19 protein-coding genes are annotated in these 19963 nt (G+C 41.1%); 13 read left to right on the plus strand and 6 right to left on the minus strand.

What is annotated here, in order from left to right:
- Positions 1-549 precede the first annotated feature (549 nt).
- From ACOZB4_RS17815 to ACOZB4_RS17835, 5 genes are all read left to right on the plus strand, one after another.
- Complete coding sequence (locus ACOZB4_RS17815; protein ID WP_379406777.1) at positions 550-1428, plus strand: toll/interleukin-1 receptor domain-containing protein; 879 nt, start codon at positions 550-552, stop codon at positions 1426-1428.
- Positions 1429-1542: 114 nt separating this feature from the next.
- Entirely contained in the window at positions 1543-3762 is a 2220-nt protein-coding gene (locus ACOZB4_RS17820) for an MrcB family domain-containing protein (protein ID WP_379406778.1), read from the plus strand.
- The gene (locus ACOZB4_RS17825) at positions 3734-6166 is read left to right on the plus strand and encodes a DUF2357 domain-containing protein (protein ID WP_379406779.1); all 2433 of its coding nucleotides are present in this window, start codon (positions 3734-3736) and stop codon (positions 6164-6166) included. The genes ACOZB4_RS17820 and ACOZB4_RS17825 overlap by 29 nt, the downstream gene beginning before the upstream one ends.
- Before the next feature lie 6 nt (positions 6167-6172).
- Positions 6173-6379 carry a hypothetical protein gene (locus ACOZB4_RS17830; protein WP_379406780.1) on the plus strand — a complete coding sequence of 69 codons (207 nt, stop codon included), beginning with the start codon at positions 6173-6175 and terminating at the stop codon, positions 6377-6379.
- A 134-nt stretch (positions 6380-6513) separates the two neighbouring features.
- The gene (locus ACOZB4_RS17835) at positions 6514-7548 is read left to right on the plus strand and encodes a hypothetical protein (RefSeq protein WP_379406781.1); all 1035 of its coding nucleotides are present in this window, start codon (positions 6514-6516) and stop codon (positions 7546-7548) included.
- 46 nt (positions 7549-7594) lie between these two features.
- Here the strand turns inward: ACOZB4_RS17835 and ACOZB4_RS17840 are convergent, their stop codons facing one another.
- On the minus strand, positions 7595-7849 hold the full coding sequence (locus tag ACOZB4_RS17840) for a helix-turn-helix domain-containing protein (protein WP_379406782.1): 255 nt from the start codon (positions 7847-7849) through the stop codon (positions 7595-7597).
- Between the two features lie 168 nt (positions 7850-8017).
- Here ACOZB4_RS17840 and ACOZB4_RS17845 point away from each other — a divergent pair, with 168 nt between their 5' ends.
- Complete coding sequence (locus ACOZB4_RS17845) at positions 8018-8497, plus strand: hypothetical protein (protein WP_379406783.1); 480 nt, start codon at positions 8018-8020, stop codon at positions 8495-8497.
- 18 nt (positions 8498-8515) lie between these two features.
- Positions 8516-8827, plus strand: coding sequence for a hypothetical protein (locus ACOZB4_RS17850; RefSeq protein WP_379406784.1), 312 nt, complete (start codon positions 8516-8518; stop codon positions 8825-8827).
- A gap of 230 nt (positions 8828-9057) precedes the next feature.
- Here ACOZB4_RS17850 and ACOZB4_RS17855 read toward each other — a convergent pair whose 3' ends face one another.
- Positions 9058-9555 carry a hypothetical protein gene (locus tag ACOZB4_RS17855; protein ID WP_379406785.1) on the minus strand — a complete coding sequence of 166 codons (498 nt, stop codon included), beginning with the start codon at positions 9553-9555 and terminating at the stop codon, positions 9058-9060.
- A gap of 248 nt (positions 9556-9803) precedes the next feature.
- On the opposite strand from ACOZB4_RS17855, the gene ACOZB4_RS17860 reads away from it, so the two are divergent.
- Positions 9804-11156 carry a DJ-1/PfpI family protein gene (locus ACOZB4_RS17860; protein ID WP_379406786.1) on the plus strand — a complete coding sequence of 451 codons (1353 nt, stop codon included), beginning with the start codon at positions 9804-9806 and terminating at the stop codon, positions 11154-11156.
- Positions 11157-11676: 520 nt separating this feature from the next.
- Here ACOZB4_RS17860 and ACOZB4_RS17865 read toward each other — a convergent pair.
- Complete coding sequence (locus tag ACOZB4_RS17865; protein WP_379406856.1) at positions 11677-11919, minus strand: recombinase family protein; 243 nt, start codon at positions 11917-11919, stop codon at positions 11677-11679.
- A gap of 65 nt (positions 11920-11984) precedes the next feature.
- Between ACOZB4_RS17865 and ACOZB4_RS17870 the strand changes: the two genes are divergently transcribed.
- Positions 11985-12491, plus strand: coding sequence for a DUF4190 domain-containing protein (locus ACOZB4_RS17870; RefSeq protein ID WP_379406787.1), 507 nt, complete (start codon positions 11985-11987; stop codon positions 12489-12491).
- Between the two features lie 303 nt (positions 12492-12794).
- Here the strand turns inward: ACOZB4_RS17870 and ACOZB4_RS17875 are convergent, their stop codons facing one another.
- Positions 12795-12935 (minus strand): hypothetical protein, encoded by a 141-nt coding sequence (locus ACOZB4_RS17875; protein ID WP_379406788.1) that lies wholly within the window; start codon positions 12933-12935, stop codon positions 12795-12797.
- 136 nt (positions 12936-13071) lie between these two features.
- On the opposite strand from ACOZB4_RS17875, the gene ACOZB4_RS17880 reads away from it, so the two are divergent.
- Positions 13072-14076 (plus strand): carbohydrate-binding protein, encoded by a 1005-nt coding sequence (locus ACOZB4_RS17880; protein WP_379406789.1) that lies wholly within the window; start codon positions 13072-13074, stop codon positions 14074-14076.
- 147 nt (positions 14077-14223) lie between these two features.
- On the opposite strand, the gene ACOZB4_RS17885 is transcribed toward ACOZB4_RS17880, so the two are convergent.
- Positions 14224-14655 carry an HTH domain-containing protein gene (locus ACOZB4_RS17885; protein ID WP_379406790.1) on the minus strand — a complete coding sequence of 144 codons (432 nt, stop codon included), beginning with the start codon at positions 14653-14655 and terminating at the stop codon, positions 14224-14226.
- 495 nt (positions 14656-15150) lie between these two features.
- On the opposite strand from ACOZB4_RS17885, the gene ACOZB4_RS17890 reads away from it, so the two are divergent.
- Positions 15151-16338, plus strand: a complete 1188-nt coding sequence (locus tag ACOZB4_RS17890) for an MFS transporter (RefSeq protein ID WP_379406791.1) — start codon at positions 15151-15153, stop codon at positions 16336-16338.
- A gap of 1151 nt (positions 16339-17489) precedes the next feature.
- Here ACOZB4_RS17890 and ACOZB4_RS17895 read toward each other — a convergent pair.
- Positions 17490-18005, minus strand: a complete 516-nt coding sequence (locus ACOZB4_RS17895) for a hypothetical protein (protein WP_379406792.1) — start codon at positions 18003-18005, stop codon at positions 17490-17492.
- Between the two features lie 290 nt (positions 18006-18295).
- Here ACOZB4_RS17895 and ACOZB4_RS17900 point away from each other — a divergent pair, with 290 nt between their 5' ends.
- Positions 18296-18502: a hypothetical protein gene (locus tag ACOZB4_RS17900; protein ID WP_379406793.1), complete on the plus strand. Its 207-nt coding sequence runs from the start codon at positions 18296-18298 to the stop codon at positions 18500-18502.
- Between the two features lie 510 nt (positions 18503-19012).
- Complete coding sequence (locus tag ACOZB4_RS17905) at positions 19013-19462, plus strand: hypothetical protein (RefSeq protein ID WP_379406794.1); 450 nt, start codon at positions 19013-19015, stop codon at positions 19460-19462.
- The last annotated feature ends 501 nt before the right edge of the window (positions 19463-19963 follow it).

A 19963-nucleotide genomic window follows, 5' to 3' on the forward strand; every position in this document is an offset into this window, starting at 1 on the left:
GGGTTTAGGATGGGAAATTGATATATATTATTTACTTGAATAGGCTCTAGTATCTACTAAAGTACTGGAGCTTTTACTATTCAGACAAACCATTCAAGGCGGAATTGATAGGAAAGTATATGAAGCACAACCAATAAAGCAATTAGAAATATTAGTAGGAAGCAAATGTTTGGACTATCTCCAGTAAATATGTAGACACACTTTATAGTAATGCTAGTCAAAGATGTAAAGAAACCGACGCAAGGTTTCGTGACTATTCCTCAAACCTCGTCTTCGTCTACTTTTACTTATTAGTACTCCAAGATAGACATGCTAGAAGGAGAGAATTCACTTTAAGGTAAATGCTGTGGCAGAAGTATATAAAAATCCATTTAGTTTAGAAACTCTGGTAAAATAGTCATAGCCCCCCAGTAAGGGAGGCTTATATGTGGAAGACTCTTACCATAAGTAAATAGGGATATTATAGGTGGTGAACATTATTACCCGATAAATGAAATGAGAGGAATTTTCATTTATTGTATCAATATGTTAGTAAGGGGCGACTATTCGATGACAGAAGAACTATATAACCTTTTTATATCTGGGGATGAAAATGCTTGGGAATCGGACACAAAAATATTCGATAAAGACCGTTGTTTACGAGAATATACTGAAAAGGACATTGTTGAGAAATTTGGTAAGCTTGGCATTGTAGAAATTAATGAGATCAAGAAACTTCCCTGTATTTTTGCATATGAAGACTATTGTAATAAAGATGCCAGCATTGGTTATATAACAGATATCATAGTACGGCAAGTAGGAATTAAAATTTCTTTTCAGAAAGTAGAGGTACTTTCAATAGAGGACTTACATAGACTGCAATTTGAATTGGATATAAAGAAGTGGGAGTTTAATAGAACACATTGGGCAATAAAAAAAGTTAACCTATATAAGGAATTGCAACATGTAGGTATCAGTCTCAATAGCTTAAAGACAAAAGCAAGTCAGATTGTAGACATAACTAGACATTTTTTTGATGTATCGTTTACATTTGCTGGTGAATCAAGATATATAGTGGAACAAGTAGTAAATGAGCTTGGAAAGATAAGAAATATGGACTGTATCTTTTATGATAATAACTATATTAGTCAACTTGCAAGACCATCTTTAGATATACTTTTGCAAGATATATACAGAAATCGTTCTAAATTAATTGTTGTTTTTCTAAGTGAAAAATATCAAGAGAAGAAATGGTGTGGACTTGAGTTTAGAGCCATTCGAGAAATGATAATGGAAAAAGCAATAGATAGAATTATGTATATAAGACTAGACGCGGGACATGTTGATGGAGTATTTAACACAGATGGTTATGTTGATGGAACTAAATTTACTCCACAAGAAATAGCCAATTTTATAAATGAACGTTTGAGTGTTATTGGGGAATTATGAAAATAATACTTGATTCTATAAAGAACCGAAGGGATTGAATACTAGAAGTAAGTCTGATGTATTTGTTGGGTTCAATGCTGTGTATGTATAATGGTAATAAATACGGAGGTCCCAATGCTACCAAACCAACTCTCATCCATATTTCGCGTCAAACAAAAATCCTACAAAATGGTTTTGGTTCTATCGCTCATCGAACATTACCAACAAAGCCGTTCATTCACATTCCCGCTCAGTACAATCGCTGAGCGGTTTTTGGCATACTTTCAAGAGAATAGTAAGCTAGGTGAGAGAGTAGATTCACCTCCCCCTGGCAAGGCAAGCCACTGGGATGATTTTACCTTATCTCAAACCATAACCTTGCTTAAAACACCATTGGAGGCGCTATCGGCCATCTTAGAAGTTGATCAAAATCAGCAAACGGTAACGTTTCGTTCTGATATAGCAGATAAACTAGATGACCACGTCATGCAAGAGTTAAAAGAGTATGCTCTAACTGAGCTCCAGAACTATAACGATAAGTTAGGGGTGCCCCTATTCTCTCTTCAAAATGCTCTGATCGAAATTATGAATAGTTACATAGCAGCTAGAAACGAAGCATTTGCGGGTCACCCATTGGGCACTCTCTTCAGGCAGACAATCCCTGAGCAAATAAGGTCACTCTATTTTATCGATCCCAACTACAAAATCCAGGGTTCGGTTGGTCAGGGGAACTGGGCCAATATTCCTTGGATCGCGGTGATGGATAAGCGGATAACGGATACAACACAACACGGCGAATATATCGTTTATTTATTTTCAGAGGACATGGAATCTGTCTATCTTACGTTAAACCAAGGGGTTACTGTACCCAAAGATGAGCTTGGTAAGAAAGAAGGGTACCACTATCTTGAGCAGAAGGCGAATGAGCTCCGCGAACTTCTTCCACTGGAAGGTATGCAGAAGGATGATGACATTAACCTTACCTCGAGAAGCGGTCTCGGCCGTGACTATCAAGTCTCTACCGTGGCGTACATCCGCTATGATCGAAATGCGATTCCAGATGACGATCAATTACTGGCAGATCTAGAGAATGTGGTCTCTAACTATAAAATGTATGTGGACCATGTCATTAACAATAAAGGCGTAGACGAAGAGACGCCATCGAAAGAAGAGAAGGAGAGCCTATCCTTGAGTTCATTAACTGTGCCAGAACAAAACGAGCAAATCCAATCATACATCTCCCACCGAGGATTCCATTATCCTCACGGCCTTATCGAGAACCTGTACCTCTCTCTAAAAACCAAGCCTTTCGTTATTCTGGCGGGAGTATCGGGTACCGGAAAAACCAAGCTCGTTAAGCTTTTTGCTGAGGCACTAGGTGCTACCGGAGACAATGGACAATTTACGCTGATTCCGGTTCGACCTGACTGGAGCGATCCTTCTGATTTGCTAGGATATAAAGACTTGTCGGGAGTATTTCGGCCTGGACGCTTAGCGGAGGTGCTTGTTGAAGCTTCTCAGCTTGAGAATCAGCACAAGCCTTATTTTGTCTGCCTAGATGAAATGAACTTAGCGCGAGTGGAGTATTATTTCAGCGATGTGCTCAGCGTGATTGAGACACAGGAATGGAGACAAGAGCGGATCGTGACGACCAAGCTCATTAACCAGGAGTCCTTGCTGCAAGAGGATCAATCGATATATGGAGACTTGTCCATTCCAGATAATGTGTATCTGATTGGAACTGTGAACATGGATGAGACTACTCATCCTTTTAGCAAAAAGGTACTGGATCGCGCGAATACGATCGAGTTTAATTATATTGATCTACAGCAATATCCGGACTTAGAACTGCAAGATGAGGGGGCGCTTCTGCCCGTTCATAACTCGTTCTTACGAAGCGAGTATCTGCAACTGGTTGACGTGTATTCTGAGTATACGGAGTTAGTTCATGCGACCACGGAGAAGCTGGTGAAGATTAACCATATCCTTGAAGAGATCCATTCTCATGTCGGATTTCGGATCCGGGATTCGATCTGTTTCTATATGATATACAATCAGCGCCATGAGCTGCTTTCGAATGATAGAGCTTTTGATCTTCAGCTCCTACAGAAAATCCTACCTCGCGTTCAAGGCAGTAGCCTATCAGTGAAGCGGGTACTCCTCAAGCTTCTGCAAGGGGCACTAGGGAGAATTTTGCCAGTGTTAGAACTTATGGATGATGCGTCGGAGATCTATCAAAAATGGAATGACAACGAAGAGGAGAACAAGGCAAAGCATCCTTTAAGCGCTCGGAAAATCGCCTTTATGCTACGGAGGTTAGAAGAAGATGGATTTACCTCTTACTGGCTCTCTTAATCAGAGTGTGGAACTGCTGCGAGTCGAGACTACCCTCTTCAATCTCTATATTCAGGGCAAACCGTATCATCCTACGGTGGAGTCTATGCAACTTCATCACAGCAAAGACGGGGAATGGTTGGATACAAGCTTACAGGTTCATTCCCTTTCGGGTGATTTAAGGATCGAGCAGATTTCGGTGTTCTCAACGGAAACAGGAGCGCTCACCCCATGGGAGGTGGGGGAGAAGAGCTGGCCGCTATTTTTCGAAACGCAGTCGTATGAGCTCGTTGTGGAGAAGAAGCAGCCACTGGCTCTAACTTTCCATCATGAGAATGCTAGCGTAAGACAAGCGATTAAGCCACTTGGCCAATCTATCCTGTCGGGGATCCTGAACTTTCAGAACGAGGTAGGTCTATCCGATCTGGAGCTCAGGCTAAATGGACAGGCTGTTTTTCAGCTACAGCTTGAGATTTTTCCTTCCAAAATGGATTACAAAGAAGATTATCAGATGATTCTAGACGATGTGAATCGGCAAATTTATAATTTGTCTTTTGATTTTCTTCGCAAAACGTATCATTTAACTGGATTAAAAGAAACGAAACATCAAAGTCTTACGGAATTCTTTGCGATTCTTCAGCATGTGTTTGAACAGCTTGTTCAAGCGGTGGAGCGAGTACAGACTTCTCCTAACTACAAGCTAGAGAAAGAGATGAGGAAGGTCGAGGCAGCAAGAGTTAAGAAGACAGGTAAAGAGAACATTGCGTACCTGACTAAACATCCTCATTCACTTAGACGAGACGATAAGATCGGTTTTATTCCAGTTAACGGTCAATCCTTGTACCCTACCCAAGCCTTGGAGATGAAACGTCGAATCCAATATGACACGATGGAGAATCGGTTTGTACGTTGGGTACTTGAGCGAATATCGAAAAAATTGAATGAATTAAAGTCAAGGTTATCCGGAAGTGCTCGGATGCAGGATCCCCTCCTAATGAAGCGAATGAGCTCTATGCAGAATCAGCTGCAGCGATTGTTAAGACTGGATTTTCTGAACGTTGGTGGGATGAAGCAGCTTTCCGTATCTTTAGTATTGCAAATGGCACCTGGATATCGGGAAGTATATCGCAATTATTTAATGCTTATGAAAGGTTTATCGATCCAAAGCGACTTGTTCCATCTCTCGATGAAAGACTTGGCGCAGCTGTACGAATACTGGTGCTTCTTGAAAATCCATGATCTCCTCAGTCAGAAATATGAGCTTCTCAAGCAAGATATCATCAAGGTTCAGCGTTCAGGCATTTTTGTGACGTTGGACAAGTCAGCCAGCGCTAGGATGGTGTACAGGAACCCGAGTAACGGTGAAATATTTACACTCCATTACAACACGCTTCCTAAAGGCGATCGGAGCGCTACACTCGGCCAGAAGCCGGATAATGTGCTGACGCTGAAGAAAAACGATGCTACGGTGGAGTATAAGTATATTTTTGACGCGAAATATCGGATAAATCCTGCATACGAGGGAACCCCTTATTATTATAAATACAAGCAGCCAGGTCCGGAGGAAGACGACATCAACACGATGCATCGGTATCGGGACGCAATCGTTTATTCAGACAAGCAAGAGCAAGAGTATGAACGGAGTATGTTTGGAGCGTATGTGCTCTTTCCGTATCATGATGAGGAGAAGTTCAGGGAGCATCGTTTTTATAAGAGTATCGAGCTCGTCAATGTAGGAGCCTTCCCGTTTCTACCTAACTCAACAGAGCTGATGGAAGAATTCCTGGATGAGCTCATTAAGGACAGCCCGGAAAAAGCATACGAACGCTCGACGAGACCTCGAGGTACGAAGAGTTACTACCAGGACAAAATGGCTGGCAAAAATGTATTGGTAGGTTCACTAAAAGAACCTTCCCAGCTGGAACAGGCACTGGAATTAAACTTTTACCATATCCCCCTTGAAAATGTGACGGACCACAAGATTTTAACGCAGATCGAATATATTGCCCTCTATCAATCGAAGGGAAAATTCGCTTCTACCGGAGAAACAGGCATTCACTGGTACGGACGAGTGGCTGACTGGAAGGTACTTCGTCGCAAGGAAATTACCGAACGTCCCGCGAGGCGGGGATCTGAGGAAAAGCTGTATGTAAAATTTACGATCGATAGGTGGATGAAACGGGATAAACCGATTGTTTCAGGTGGACGAGGAATCTACACGGCTCTGTATACATCGAAGTATATTTTCGACCGGGCCGCAGAGATAGCGGAACTGAAATTAGAGACGGAAGAAGATCTGATAAAGTGGCGTGAGCATAGACGAACTGGAACGGTAAGGGTGGAATTGGATCATGAGCAGGTGGATTTAGCTAAACGGGTGCTGGGAATTCATGGTTTAGATGAAATGAATCAATGGAGAAGTTAAAACGCCATGGCGAAAACTTATAAAGCCGTAGGGCAACAGCTTACTTATGTACTAAGAGGACTGTTTACGATTACAGCCCTCTCGTTATATTTTATTAATCCTAAATTACATTGGGGTATATTTATTTGTAGATGTGTTTATTTTGGGATTGTTCGTTGCCCAATGGGTGGGCGCTGCATGGCGGAAAAAGACGAGCAAATAAGAAATCCATGAAACGTCCCGCAACCAGAGCAGCCTCTAACACAACTTCAAAGAATACGAAATCACGGTCACATCAAACGAAGGCACTAACAAAACTTACGGATGCTCAGTAAATTTTACTAAGTGAAAGTATTGGAGAGGAAAAATTGCTTCCTAAAAAAATCGTTGAAAAAAATAATTGGGCAAACACGTCTACCATATTGCCTTTAGTGTTTGCATTCACTTTGTTTTTAGTAGAAAAAGATAATATCGCAAGGTTTGTAGTTGCTATAACGCTTTACATTATGTTTGTAATATATCTTATTGTTAAAAGTAGCGTATATTTGCGAGATAAAGAAAGTGAATGGAAATGGTTTAACCTAATTCCGCTATGTGTAATAATGATAGTTCCTGTTTATTTGTCTCTATATAATTTATTCTATTTTTTATTTAGTGTGATAACGCTTGCTATTTTGTTTTATAAGATATTTGAGCTTTTAGGAGATAGAATAGAAGCATTCTTATATCATAAAGGAAGCATGCCATTAACATTAGCTTCTTATTATAAATTTTGTGTCTGGGTTGTGGGAGTATTTATATTTTTATTTGCTTTCTTTATCTTTGTTGTTTGGTTTATTTCTTTGTATCCAAGTCATCCTATTGCCTTAATGATTATGGAATCTCAGTCGAATTTTTTGACGGTTACCGTAATTCTGATTCTTTCGTTGCTTATTGCCGTCTTTATAATAGATTTTCTTATAAAGATGGTTTTTATAATGAAGCCAGAAAAGTTTAAAACATGGCGTAGAATTGAAGTACAGCAATTATTTATAAAAATAGCATTAATTATTATATTTGCTGATTTGGCGTATTCACTACTCTACTTAACATTTTCGGGTATCCAGGTAGAGAGATTTGCATCTTATAATGATTATTTATTAATGTTTAAGAATTATGTGAAAATATTTTATTATGCATTTTGTCTTCACTTTTCAATACCAATTCCTACGATATCTTTTTACGAAGAGTTAGATAATGCAGTTAAACAAACACCATCCATGTACATCATTCAGTTTTTTCATTTTTGTATTAACAAAATCATCGATATTACTATTCTTGCATATATGGCAGGTATTATTTTGTCAGTATTGGGCTTAAAAAAAGAGAATAGTCTTGCAGAAGAAAAAATGGGGGCAAAGTAGATTTCTAGCCTATGTTGGAGAATCAATAAGCATCAAGAGGATTTTTCTATTTCTCCAACTCCAACTCCCTCTCATACCCCTCAATCAAACCCGAAGCCTTAACATGAAGCGCCCTTGCTAATGCGGTAATCGTTAGCAAAGTAGGCGCTTTTTCTCCGTTCTCCAGTTCACTAATATAAGACCGATCGACACGGGAATACAGGCTCAGCTCATCTTGGGTGAGCTTCTTTTCTTTACGAATATTTCGGAGAGCTCTGCCGAAGGCTAGTAACTCTTTGGATTTATCATTATGATTAGCCACGTTATAACCCCTTAATAGATAGTTAAATTCATCTTATGTGTTTCTATAAGGGAATTTCCGTAGGCTATTGCCTACAAAATGGTTGGAATATTATAATACAGATACTGGAAAATACTAAATTGGATAACTAGAATATGTTCTTAGTGAAAAATGGGAGTGAAGCTAATTATGAAATCGACGGTAACAAGAGATACCGACCTGAATGTGAATACATCCTCCCAACATGAGGAAACAGGCGGCTTTTATCAGGATATGATTCTTCTTCATGCCAGCTGCTCTCAAGAATATATGAATTTATCTTTGCATTTCTTTGACAAAAACATGCATCACGTCAGTTTATTACTATGCAACAGGGCATTAGAATCCATGCTAACCGCTTTATATATAAAGAAGGAGAGAAGACAGCCTATTTCAAATATGTTGCTAGAAGAAATACTGCAGATGTTCCCCAAAGACTCGGAGATGAATGTGGAGCCGTTGATATTTATACAATCCTTATCCTTTTTATCACAGGAGAACTCCCTCATTAGCAAAATGCAGCCCACACATCTAATGAACCTGATTAAGAAAGCGGATGAATTCCTTCTTCAGATATCCAGCCCACTAGAGTTACCCTATGAACCATACCACTCTGTTTTTGAGAAATAAAGCTAGCCGTCATCTTCATTGATCATTCAACTTGGCAATTCTGAAGGGTTTTCCGAATATTTAGTTGTCGTGCTTCCGGATCTCCCAGATAAAATACACAATCAAGAGACAGATGAGCTCATTGATTCCAATCATCTTATTTCCTTTACTATGTTTGATGCTGTTGAGAACTCTAATGATCACTGGGTTTTCATATGTGAGGAAGGAAAAACTTTAACTTGTTTTGAAGAATTGTTGACCGTATTTTGGAATCTTGACGACTACGATGAACATGCTGTGACGGTATTCTATACGTTTTATCCAACGTTTGATGAAGATTCGAAATCTTAAGTAATTAAATACATGTCATTTTAAATTAAGAATTAACTGAAGTCGGTACCGTCAAAATCGAGGACTTAACATGAAGAGCTCAGGCTGATGATCTATACATTAGCCCGGGCTCTTTTCTCCGCTCTCTAATTCACTGATATCCGATCACTCCACTCGCGAATAGATGCTAAGTTCATCTTGGGAGTCTGCTGCTGAAGTTAAGCTGCCATAACACAAGAGCTCCTGCGAAGCTAAGGATGAATAAGAGTACCGCTAGCTTTTAACTTATCTCTTATTTCAGCATACCTTTCTAGATCGTCATGATTTAGCTTAGACTGTATATGCTCCATGGTTGTGCAGCATCTTACGATGTTAATTTCAAAATTGATGGTGTATGAGAATTCTAAACTATCCAGTATATATTTTGATTCTTTTTGAATGTGACCCTTCCGTATATAATACATGCCGACATCGGTAAGGAATTTAGCAAATCGGTCATCAATTAGTTTTTCGTTATAACTGCCAACTGGTTCTCGTCGCTTGAGATGACCCCTGATCAGATTCTCAAATCTTTCGAGATATTCATCAAATTCAAAATGATATATGTTAGCGGCTTGGATGATTTTAAATAAAGCTCTTAGTATTTCGTTCTCCCTGTCGTAAAGTGATGACTTTGCGGCAATACCAGTCGATGATGAGGAACAGGTACATAAAGGCTTTTGTCCATCCGCAAATCCGTGTTCCACCATCAGGTACATTGCCCCCAATTCATGAGAACGTGCATCTGGGAAATTTGTGGAAATTTCGTTGATGTTTCGCCCTTTTCAGAAAAATTATAGCCCTATCGAGTCTTGCATGAAAAGTAGAACAGTCTTAGGTCCAGGATCCGTTCCAACATTGGTCGAGCTCCTCTAACCGACCATAGATCGATGATAAATTCATCTTGGTTTGTTATATTTGTTCGGTAAAGAAGCCGGAGCAAAAGGAGAAATGACTAGTGAAAGTTGTATTACGCATCACAATTTATCTCATCGTTTTTGTCGTTGTCGTGGGAGGGGCAGGAGCGATCGGATTCATCAACACAATGAATAACGGAATGTCGATTTACGATAAAGCCGTCCCCACATTAACGAATGTGCAGGTACCGAAATATGATGCTGGCAAACCGACAGTGGCTGTGCTACTGGCGAACGAAGTGACGGAAGTGTTCGACTTTCTCGTCCCGTACGAGATGTTTGCGATGACAGAGGCTTACAATGTATATGGCGTTGCCCCTGACCGCGAAATTAAATCCCTAACCGGGGGACTCGATGTTGTCCCACATTATTCTTTTGATGAAATGGACGCGATGCTAGGCAAAAGTCCGGACATTATCGTCATTCCGTTTATGCCGATTTTGGATGATAATAAATATGTACCTGTCCGAGAATGGATTCGAAAGCACGCGGACGTTAATACGACATTGCTCTCTATTTGCAACGGAGCAGAAAATCTGGCGGATACTGGCTTGCTGAACGGCAAATCAGCCGCGACGCACTGGGGAGACATTAACCGGCTTATCAAAAAATATCCAGACATTCAGTGGGTGAAAGATCAGCGCTACGTTCCGCAAGGTAATATCGTATCTTCTGCCGGTCTGACATCAGGGATCGACGCAACGCTATATGTCATCTCTCAGCAGTTGGGCGATGCGGTTGCGAGAAAAGTAGCGGAAAATATGAATTATCCTTCTTACGATTACGTGACAAATCCGAAAATGAAGCCATTCAATGCCGGGTTGAGTGATATAACGTACGTACTGAATAATGCTTATCAATGGAACAAAGTCAAAGCGGGCGTGCTTCTCTATAACGGCGCAGATGAGCTGGATTTGTCAGCCGCATTTGACACATATGCCGCTTCCGGTACGACAACCACACTAACGGTTTCCAGCAAGGATGAAGCCATCGTAACGAAACACGGCCTGAACCTGGTCGCGCGTTATCAAACAAAAGACGTGCCGAAGCTCGAGAAAATGATTGTCGTCGGTGCCGATGCCGAGTCTGAAGCTGCCGAGGATATCAAGCAGTGGAATAACAGCGGCAATAGTGCGAAGCTGATGTTCTTGCATCGTGATATGTCGGGCCGGTTTGCAATGGACCCTGCATTCGAGGATTTGGCAAAACAGGAGGATATCCAGACAGCGAAATTTGCCGCTAAGCGGCTTGAATATCGTGCCACCGACCACCTGAAGCTCGAGGGCCACCCTTTCTCCTTTGAAGCGTTTGGCATACCGATTTTGCTCGGTATCCTGTCTTTGCTTGGCGCTCGGTTCATCGATAGGCGTCTTATCGGCAGGAAAAAAGGATAGCTCGCGCATCGAGTGAAACGGTTCATCCAACAAAGGGCAGCCGGGGCAGGAGGCTGGTTGAAAGTCAGCGTTTCGTACATCTCAGCCAGATGGTTCGGTCTAAGCTATATGGGGTCAGTTAGAGCAACTGGGTTTCTTATGAGGGGAATCCGATTTCGGCGGGTGGGGAGTAAGTGAAAAAAGAAGATAAAGCTTTAGACTAAAAGTGCTGATCGAATGCGGATTTTGGAATAGAGAGACTATAAGTGGCTGATTCAACTACTGGGAAACAATAGTTCAATACAACAGCGGTTAGTCTAGGACTTATTTTGTCGTCCATGACTGCCGCTGCTTCAATTTTTGGGGTCAATTAATATTAATTTTAAGCCCCAGCTGACCTCATGTTAATATCTGGAAATATTGATCAAGAAATTGGAGAAGGGCGAATTATAAGCCCTTTTCCACCACATATTCCGAATACCCAGTTCGCTAGCCATCAGGCCTATTTTTTATGCGGTTAGATAGTTTGGCGCTTTCCTCTTCAGCAAGAACCGCTAGATACCGACTTAGCAATCACAGCGTCAAATTTCTTCTTTTTTGTATCACGAAGCAATCGTTGTAGTTCCGCACGTTTTTCTCTAGTCGCCCCGCTAATACCATTGTCAATGTATTGCCCGACTATTGTCCAACCGCTTAGGGTGGCTCGATTGGTTGCGCAGGAAATTGGATTCTTGAGACTGTTTTTCTGTTTTGCTATCGTGGTCGCTCCGATTGTAAAGAGGATATTGGAAAGTTTTGTTGAATAGTTCTAAATGACTACATACATATATCAGAAGGGGGTCAAAAGAAGTGAAACAGGACACTAGAACTACTACATTTAATCAGCCCAATAGGACAACGCCCACCCAAGCTAACAGGACCGTTAGCAGTAAAGCTAGGCCGGCTAGTCCACAAGTAAACAGGGCAGCAACCAATAAAGTGGGGGGAGCGGATAGTCCTTCCGGTAACACGAGTAAAACAACAAAAGCAGCCATGAAGAATCAGCCAAAGGATAGACTAGGACAAGCTGTAGTATCATTAATATTCGGTATATTCGGAATATTGTTTTTCATAGTAGGGATGTTAAAGTTGGGCTTTGATTCCCAGTACAGCTACATGACTTCACCAGGTACCATGGCCACACTTTTCTTTGCTTTTATACTTAGTGTTGTTGGTTTTATCTTAGGTATTATTGCAAGAAAATCTTCTAAAGGAAGAGGTATGGCGATAGCGGGGATTACCCTAACAACATTACCCGTTGTCGTCATGATCTTAATTATTGGTGGGGGACTGGTACTAAACTACATGAGGTGGTAAGGTGGGTCAAATTTTGATACACCCCCGTCAATTATTGAACGGACTATCTATCTACATATGACTAAAGGGCTTGATAGAACGGAGAAATTTTGATATGCAGGGGCGAATAGCTCCTGTGATTGTGCTTGCATTTCTGTATAATAAAAGGCGGCTGTAGTTAGCCGCTCCAACTTTGAGCAAATGCTATTCCTGTAATTTGTTATCACTGTCTACTCGTCATATGTGGAGTGTTGCGCATTGTTAGTGCGTTAGGTGTAGAACGCAATTAAAGTCATCTCAAAGCCTATAAAGTCGTGTTAAAGTCTAATGTTGTGCCGGGCGAAATTCAGGTATCCATTCCTGTTTTTCCTCGGTTTTTTTATTGAATCCTTCCCCTTCATTTTTCCATAGTCTTTCTTCTGTTTTTAGCACGACTTGAATTGCCTTTTTGGTCCCGATCTTCACATCCTCCTACCGTATCATTGAAAAATTGTGGAATTAATTCGGAATATGGAAATAAAGTAAGATAATAGTACAGTAAAAACCTGTGGCATGTCTCATGGGAGCGCTACAGATAAATAAAGAACAAGGAGGTTTGAAAATGACTAATAAAAGGTTTTCTTTTAAGCGCTTATCACTTTTGGTAGTTTTAGCATTATTTCTATCCACATTTTGCGCAGCCTTACCGTCAGTAAACGCAGCCGCTAGAGGAGCATGGGCTCCAAATACTGCATATGCAGCAAATGACACAGTAACCTATAGTGGAAGCACTTATACCTGTCTTCAGGCACATACTTCTCTCGTAGGTTGGGAACCGTCCAATGTCCCTGCTTTATGGCAGAAAGGCGGTAGCGGCGGAACTACGCCACCGACAACAAACGGAGTGACGTTCTATGCAGATATAAACTATGGAGGAAAAGCAGTGACACTCGGGATAGGCAATTATACACTGTCTCAGTTGAACGCAAACGGAATTCCGAATGACTGGATGTCGTCTCTTAAGGTTCCAAGCGGTTGGACGGTTGAAGTATATGAGAATGATAATTTTGGAGGAACCAAGTGGACCTTTACTTCAGATTCTTCCTGGGTTGGCAACACGATCAATGACAAAATGTCATCAGTCAAGATTTATACGGGTTCACCACCTCCTACAGTAACAAAGCCTGCCGAGGTTCCAAGCCATATATGGACATATGTCATGAATGCGGACAATGCCTATGGGAAAGGCGGAGATTTTGCTTTATTGTTAAGTGCTGTTATCAAAAAGGAAAGCAGCTTTGGAGCAGGTTTACCAGGTAGTCCATCGGCCGGCGACGGATTGATGCAGGTAGAACCAAACACACGCAATGCGTATTTATCTCAATTCAGCTCAAAATTTGGCCGTGCGTATAATCATAGCAGTGAACAAGATCAGGTATATCTGGGCGCGTTGATTTTAAATGAGAAGATTACGAAGTTTGGAAATATCTACAACGGATTATTACACTATAACGGTGGAGATAACTGGTATCCGGGAGCCACGGATTCTTATGGCCGTCCTATTCTGGCAGATCAATATGCAGATGCAGTTTATGCTACTTATAAGGGCTATGGCGGAAAGAATTAAGGTGTTACATTGATATGTAAATAACGCACATTTGGATGGTACAGCATACTTCAGACTTACTCCTGTAGCTAAAACTGTTCCTAATACGATTACTTGGAGAACTAATCTTTAATATAAATGGCCTCCTGTAAATTGGGGGCCATTTAATTAGCGTAACGAGGTTCTTTTAAACAGGTAGTGAAGAAATATTGATGTAGTTGCAATGCGGTAGCGATTTTCAAATGAAATTTGGCCGTAATTACCGTTTAACATTTGCTCCACATCGTTTTCATCTACTCTAGAATACAAGGCAATAGTTTGGCTAGTAATATTAAAAACCTGATTTAGGACCTCAATTATTCCCCGTACTCGTTCATCCTCCCCGACTTGTTCCATTCCGGTAGATAACATGACCAATAACTGTTTTAATGTAGCTAAGTCATGCCCATACTCCTGCTTATTAATTAGCTCTTCATCAATTCCGGTTATCAAACTTAACGACTGCGTTGATATATGATACTTTTTGGTAACTATTTCAAACAACCGACCGAATTCATCTTCGTCATTGTTGGGTATAACTATTTTTTTAATAGAGTCCACAGATTCACAATCCCCTTTCTAATAGTAGTAACTCTAACCACTTCTAATATATCTCAAATTATTAATACGAATTTTCAATAAAAGGTAGTGAAATCCTTCGCTTCGCTCGGTCTTCCCATAGGCTTCACAAAGTTCGCCTTCCGTTGGGAGATGGGGATCGTGATGAAGGTACATCAAAAATTGACGCACCCCCTCAATATTTTACTTCTTCTTAGCAGGCGTCCACTTTTCGGAAATAATTGAATCAAAAGGCTCCGAGCCTTGTGATATGCTCCCCTTTTAGCAGACAGGTAAAAAAAACCGACTGCTTGAAGGGGAGTTTTCTTTAGTCAAAATCGAATCCATTATGTATATCAAAAAGATTAAGACCTTATATGTTTTTCATATTTTTATTGTAGATAGTCACATGCTAACATATACAAATGCAGATTGAGGGAGGGCTGTTATTCAGTTTCCGATTCATGGTTTTTATTCATTCGATATAGGTGGTCCTAAATGTTAAAAAAGTCAGCGTTTCCATTACTACTGCTCAACATGTTTCTCGCTAATCTAAGTATGGGCCTTGTCATTCCGATCATACCGGAACTTCTTGAGCAGTTTACAGCAAGCGGACAGGCCGCGGGCTATTTGGTCTCCTGCTTTGGCCTGACCCAGTTTCTATTCTCACCTCTTGCAGGTAATTTGTCAGATCGATATGGCCGTAAACCCATGATTATCATAGGTTTGATCTTGTTCGCCATCTCCAACTTGCTCGCGGCGTTCGCGGGCGATCTAACTTTATTATTCGTATCGCGGTTGATTGGCGGAATAGGCTCAGCAGCCTTAATCCCGTCCATTATTGCGTATATTGCCGACATTACAGCAGATGAGCAGCGCAGCAAGGCCATGTCATGGTTAGGTGCGTCGATGACATCCGGGTTTATTATTGGTCCGGGTGTCGGTGGTTTGCTTGCGGAATGGGGCATCAAGATGCCCTTCTATGTATCCGCATGTGTAGGGCTGCTGGCAATGGTTTGCAGTCTATGGGGATTACCTGAATCGCTGTCGGCGGACATTCGCCAGATGCGTAGTCAAGTGAAGGAGAAGAGCGAGAATGTATTCCGGCAAATCGTGCTTTCGGTTCGGTCTCGTTATTTTGTCCTGTTGCTCATTGTTTTCGCCATGACCTTTGGTTTAACGCATTTTGAAGCGATTTTCCCGCTTTTTGTCGTACAAGTCTACGGATTCACGACGCGTCAAATCGCTATACTGCTTACCGTATGTTCGCTCATCGGCACGTTGAATCAATTGTTGTTCACTGACCGGATCACACGACGATTCGGAGAAAAACGGATCATCGTTGCCATGTTGTTGTTATCGGCAGTATCCCTTGTATTCTTGTTATTCTCAGGCCATTTCTACTATGTCATGGTAGTCACGATGTTGTTCTTTACGTTCAATAATATATTGCGCCCCACGATCAATACGCTGTTGTCCAGAGTGGCCGGGGATGAACAGGGATTTGTTGCAGGGATGAATAACGCTTATACGAGTCTCGGTACGATATTTGGACCGATGCTGGCAGGTATTTTGTTTGAAGTCCACTTTAACTTGCCCTATCTGTTTGGCGGATTCGTACTGTTAGTGAGCAGCATTTTCACGGGAAGTCGATTGAGAAATATAATATCTTTTCAACGCGGCTGATGTGACCAATCCTCCACAAAGATCATCATGATCTGACTAATGAAAATGCCGACTTCATTGGACTGGATAAATATGAAGCAAAAACCGGAAGAGTAGTTGAAGAAAACCCTAAAGATCCCGGATCGCCATGATCCGAGGGTCTGCCTGGATGCAGTAGATGGCTTCCTACATACAATGGTGCGGGAAAATATGTGCAACAGGGCAATTCCTAATGAGATACAGTGCATGTGGAATGTTACGGTTGGCTGGATCCGGATGTACAAGATAAAGAAAAGCTTCAGGAATTATTATCCCCTTTCCCTGCAGCCAACATGCTATCCTATCCAGTTTCTGCTGCAGTAGGAAACGTTAAGAATACGGGTTCCGAATTAATAGATGAGATTCCTTTAAACTCAAAATAAAACCCACTCCCATGCGAAAGCTTGGGGTGGGTCTTATTTTATTCCAATATTTTAGCTGAAAGGCAATAGGGTCTGCGTCTTCGATCTAACAGCGGTCCGTTAGGGTGATAGGTGCTTTTTTATCAGAGGAGGTTCATATGGAAATTATAACCGGCCTTTTAATTTTGTCGCTTATTCCATTGACCTTACCAACATCAATACCCGGATGTTTAGGGTAACGGTGCGGATTGCTCGGTTAACAACACTCACACAATTGGTAGTTCAGGTCGTCAGGAGATTTTGACAAGTCTTGTCATTTCGGCTTGGCTCTCAACCGTATACTTAAAAATTTCTGTTGCCAACGTGTTCTGCAAAATGCGCTGTTGGAGTTCCGAAGGAATCTCGACTTCGTGAAGTGACTCCCCTTCAGAAGGCACGATCTCTGTTATAGCTGGTGGCGGTAGAGGCAGGCTTAGTGAAGTGGCATACTTCGCTGCCAGAATTGTACCCGTTTGATCCAGGAGGTCCTATCTGGCCACACGCTGCAGACTGCCGATCACATTACATGCGCCGGCTTCGCCCTGTCTTCCTGGATGCTTCTAGACCGCTGTAGATATTACAAAGAAGCAGCTCCCGTTGGGAGCTGCATTTCACCTATTTCTATTCCTTCTGTACGCTGTCGCCCTGAATCGTCGGATGAAACTTCGTCAAAAATGGAATCGGATCGACCTCGTTGCGGAGAAACGAATCGGGAGAGCTGAAAGGAGGTACTTAAATAGGTACGTTACTAAACGTATAAGAGTAGTTAGTGTGTGTGTAATTCTTGTTGACTATAACACTATCACTTATTTCGTTTCCTGTATCAACATTTACAAGAGTATAAAACGCTTTGACCGTCCCGTTTCCACCACTATATGGATATTGCACTAGTGTAAGTGTTGGTTTTGAACCAGCCGGTAACTTGAAAGAATTGATTGATGTAATTGTATTACCAGCAGACAACTTTTCAATGTTATAAGTTAATACAGCCGCTCTAAGGGAGATCTCGTTTGAATTGATCTCGTTAAAATTAGAATTGGTAGGGGCCAATTGTTTCAATTGATCCATTTTTTCTTCACGAATTTTTTCTTGAGGAGTGAATTCAGGATTTATATTCGTTGTTTCATTTGATTGAATTGTTGACGCTTCAGAAGAGGTTTCGTCTGCTGTATCCGCAAATACATTTAAAGGAAGTGAAAGCACTGCAACAACCAAGGAAACAGACAATAGCATAGACTTCGATTTCATAAATAAAGCCTCCCCAAATATTATTATCAATAGTTAAAAGAGACTCATCAAAAGAGGTAGTTCTAGATGCGCGGATCTTCTTCCCTTCTCACCACGACCTTTTAATATGCACCCTCTTTTTTATGCATATATATAATAGAACGGTATCTATCCTAGAAAGTTACGTATAAAATATCAAATTTTGTTAAAAAATTAATTTAGAATCGATCCGACGAGGCGACAACCGAAAATCAGCAATCTGCTGGAAATCTTGTAGAAGACCTATTTAATATAGGAAGGAGAATCACTATATGAAAGTTTTTGAAACAATCTATGGAATGGGTGGTATAGAAACGGGCGGCTACTTCAGATCTTTAATCGCAGCAGACAGCGAGGAAAACATTAATGTGTTACTGTGCGAAGAACATGATGAGGAAGTGCTGATTACAAGAGTTAAGGAAATGAGTCAAACTACTGAGTACGAGCATGAGCATGTCTTGTCGACTAAAAGGGTTTAACTACACATTCCGAAAATTTAATGCAATAAGGAGGGGCGGTATGGCTTAGAAGCGCCTAAAAGTTGTGGAGTTAACATATGAAGCTGCTAAGACGATTCCGGCCGGCATGTTTAAGAGTAGACTTATTCGCACGTATAAAAGATGAAGATTTTCTATTTATTCCATATTGAAAGGCTAGGTGTCCTGTTTGACATTTGAAAAGCAAAAAGCTGAATTTGAAGCTTTAAAGAAGCTCCCGCCGTATGAAAGAAAGATGCTCCGCCTCCAATCTCAGATTGATTACGAAACCAACAAAAAGGGGTGGTTATTCGGGTTATCGATACGATGCTGAGCTGAAACTCGGTCGCTACACCATCGTTTGACTCTACATTTGACATTTGACTTACCAGCTATATATGCTCTCTAAATAATTCTGGAAATTAATAACTATATATGGTATTATAATACTATCACCAATATCTCCCAATAATGGGATAGGTGAATATCAACGTAAAATTGGAGGGAATGAAAGTGAGAAAATTCAAAAAGAGTTTTTTAGTTTGTTCCGTAGTAGTCGCATTAATGTCGTTGTCGTCCGGTTCAGTCCTTGCTGTTGAATCTCCACCACCATCTGTAACTACCGTAGACTCATCTCTTCCTGAAATCACACCATTCAGCGACACCTTAGTGATCGATAATGCGAATCTCAATAATGGTGGAAATTCTTGGACACAGCCATCTGGATACGATTATGCTAGAGTATTTATTTCCAATTCACAATCCCAAAAACTAAATGTCTACATATCATACAAATTAAATGGTAAGAAAGAAAATATCTATACTGGAACAGTTAGTGCAAACGGCACTTCGACTATTAATGTTACTAACGGAAGTGGGCATGTTTTTTATGTAGATTATAATACAGCTGATGGTACAGTAAGTGGAAAAATTAGCGTACGAGCATCTGACGTACCTCTTTAATTCAACTTCCAGTTTTTATAAACCAACTCAACTTTCGTACCTAATAAATCAATGTTAAAAAGAAGCTATCAGTCTGAACGGGGCTGTCCCAAACTACCATGGCCTAATAATGGCCACCACCATGAATCAAAATGTACTAGGCCTGTGAATCTGCACACTCCATAATGGAGTTGCAGGTCACAGGCCGTTACTTTTTTGCTAGGACGTACTCTGAGTCCCGAACCGGCCTACTGTATCCCGATTACACGGGAGCATTTGCCCCCTACGGCTACCGCAAGGACGAGCAGAACAAACATAAGCTGATTCCTCAAGATTCGTATTGTACAATTCATCTCGTCATCTTCTCTATACAAAAGACTCATTTTCTTCTCCATTAAACACAAACCAAACTCCTGTGTCCTCGATGGGTAGCCTCCTATCCGATTTGATTCAATGTAGATTGGGGCGCTCCATCCATGGCCGGCTAAATCAAAAAAAATAGAGACACCAAACTTTCCCCTT

Source organism: Paenibacillus sp. NPDC058898 (assembly GCF_049316025.1).
GTDB lineage: Bacteria > Bacillota > Bacilli > Paenibacillales > Paenibacillaceae > Paenibacillus_AQ.

Bases quoted from the DNA above. Each gene is read 5' to 3' on its own strand.
- ACOZB4_RS17900 (WP_379406793.1), top strand. From the start codon at position 18,296: ATGAAAGTTTTTGAAACAATCTATGGAATGGGTGGTATAGAAACGGGC.
- ACOZB4_RS17825 (WP_379406779.1), top strand. From the start codon at position 3,734: ATGGATTTACCTCTTACTGGCTCTCTTAATCAGAGTGTGGAACTGCTG.
- ACOZB4_RS17880 (WP_379406789.1), top strand. From the start codon at position 13,072: ATGACTAATAAAAGGTTTTCTTTTAAGCGCTTATCACTTTTGGTAGTT.
- ACOZB4_RS17845 (WP_379406783.1), top strand. From the start codon at position 8,018: ATGAAATCGACGGTAACAAGAGATACCGACCTGAATGTGAATACATCC.
- ACOZB4_RS17830 (WP_379406780.1), top strand. From the start codon at position 6,173: ATGGCGAAAACTTATAAAGCCGTAGGGCAACAGCTTACTTATGTACTA.
- ACOZB4_RS17815 (WP_379406777.1), top strand. From the start codon at position 550: ATGACAGAAGAACTATATAACCTTTTTATATCTGGGGATGAAAATGCT.
- ACOZB4_RS17890 (WP_379406791.1), top strand. From the start codon at position 15,151: ATGTTAAAAAAGTCAGCGTTTCCATTACTACTGCTCAACATGTTTCTC.
- ACOZB4_RS17895 (WP_379406792.1), bottom strand. From the start codon at position 18,005: ATGAAATCGAAGTCTATGCTATTGTCTGTTTCCTTGGTTGTTGCAGTG.
- ACOZB4_RS17820 (WP_379406778.1), top strand. From the start codon at position 1,543: ATGCTACCAAACCAACTCTCATCCATATTTCGCGTCAAACAAAAATCC.
- ACOZB4_RS17855 (WP_379406785.1), bottom strand. From the start codon at position 9,555: ATGGTGGAACACGGATTTGCGGATGGACAAAAGCCTTTATGTACCTGT.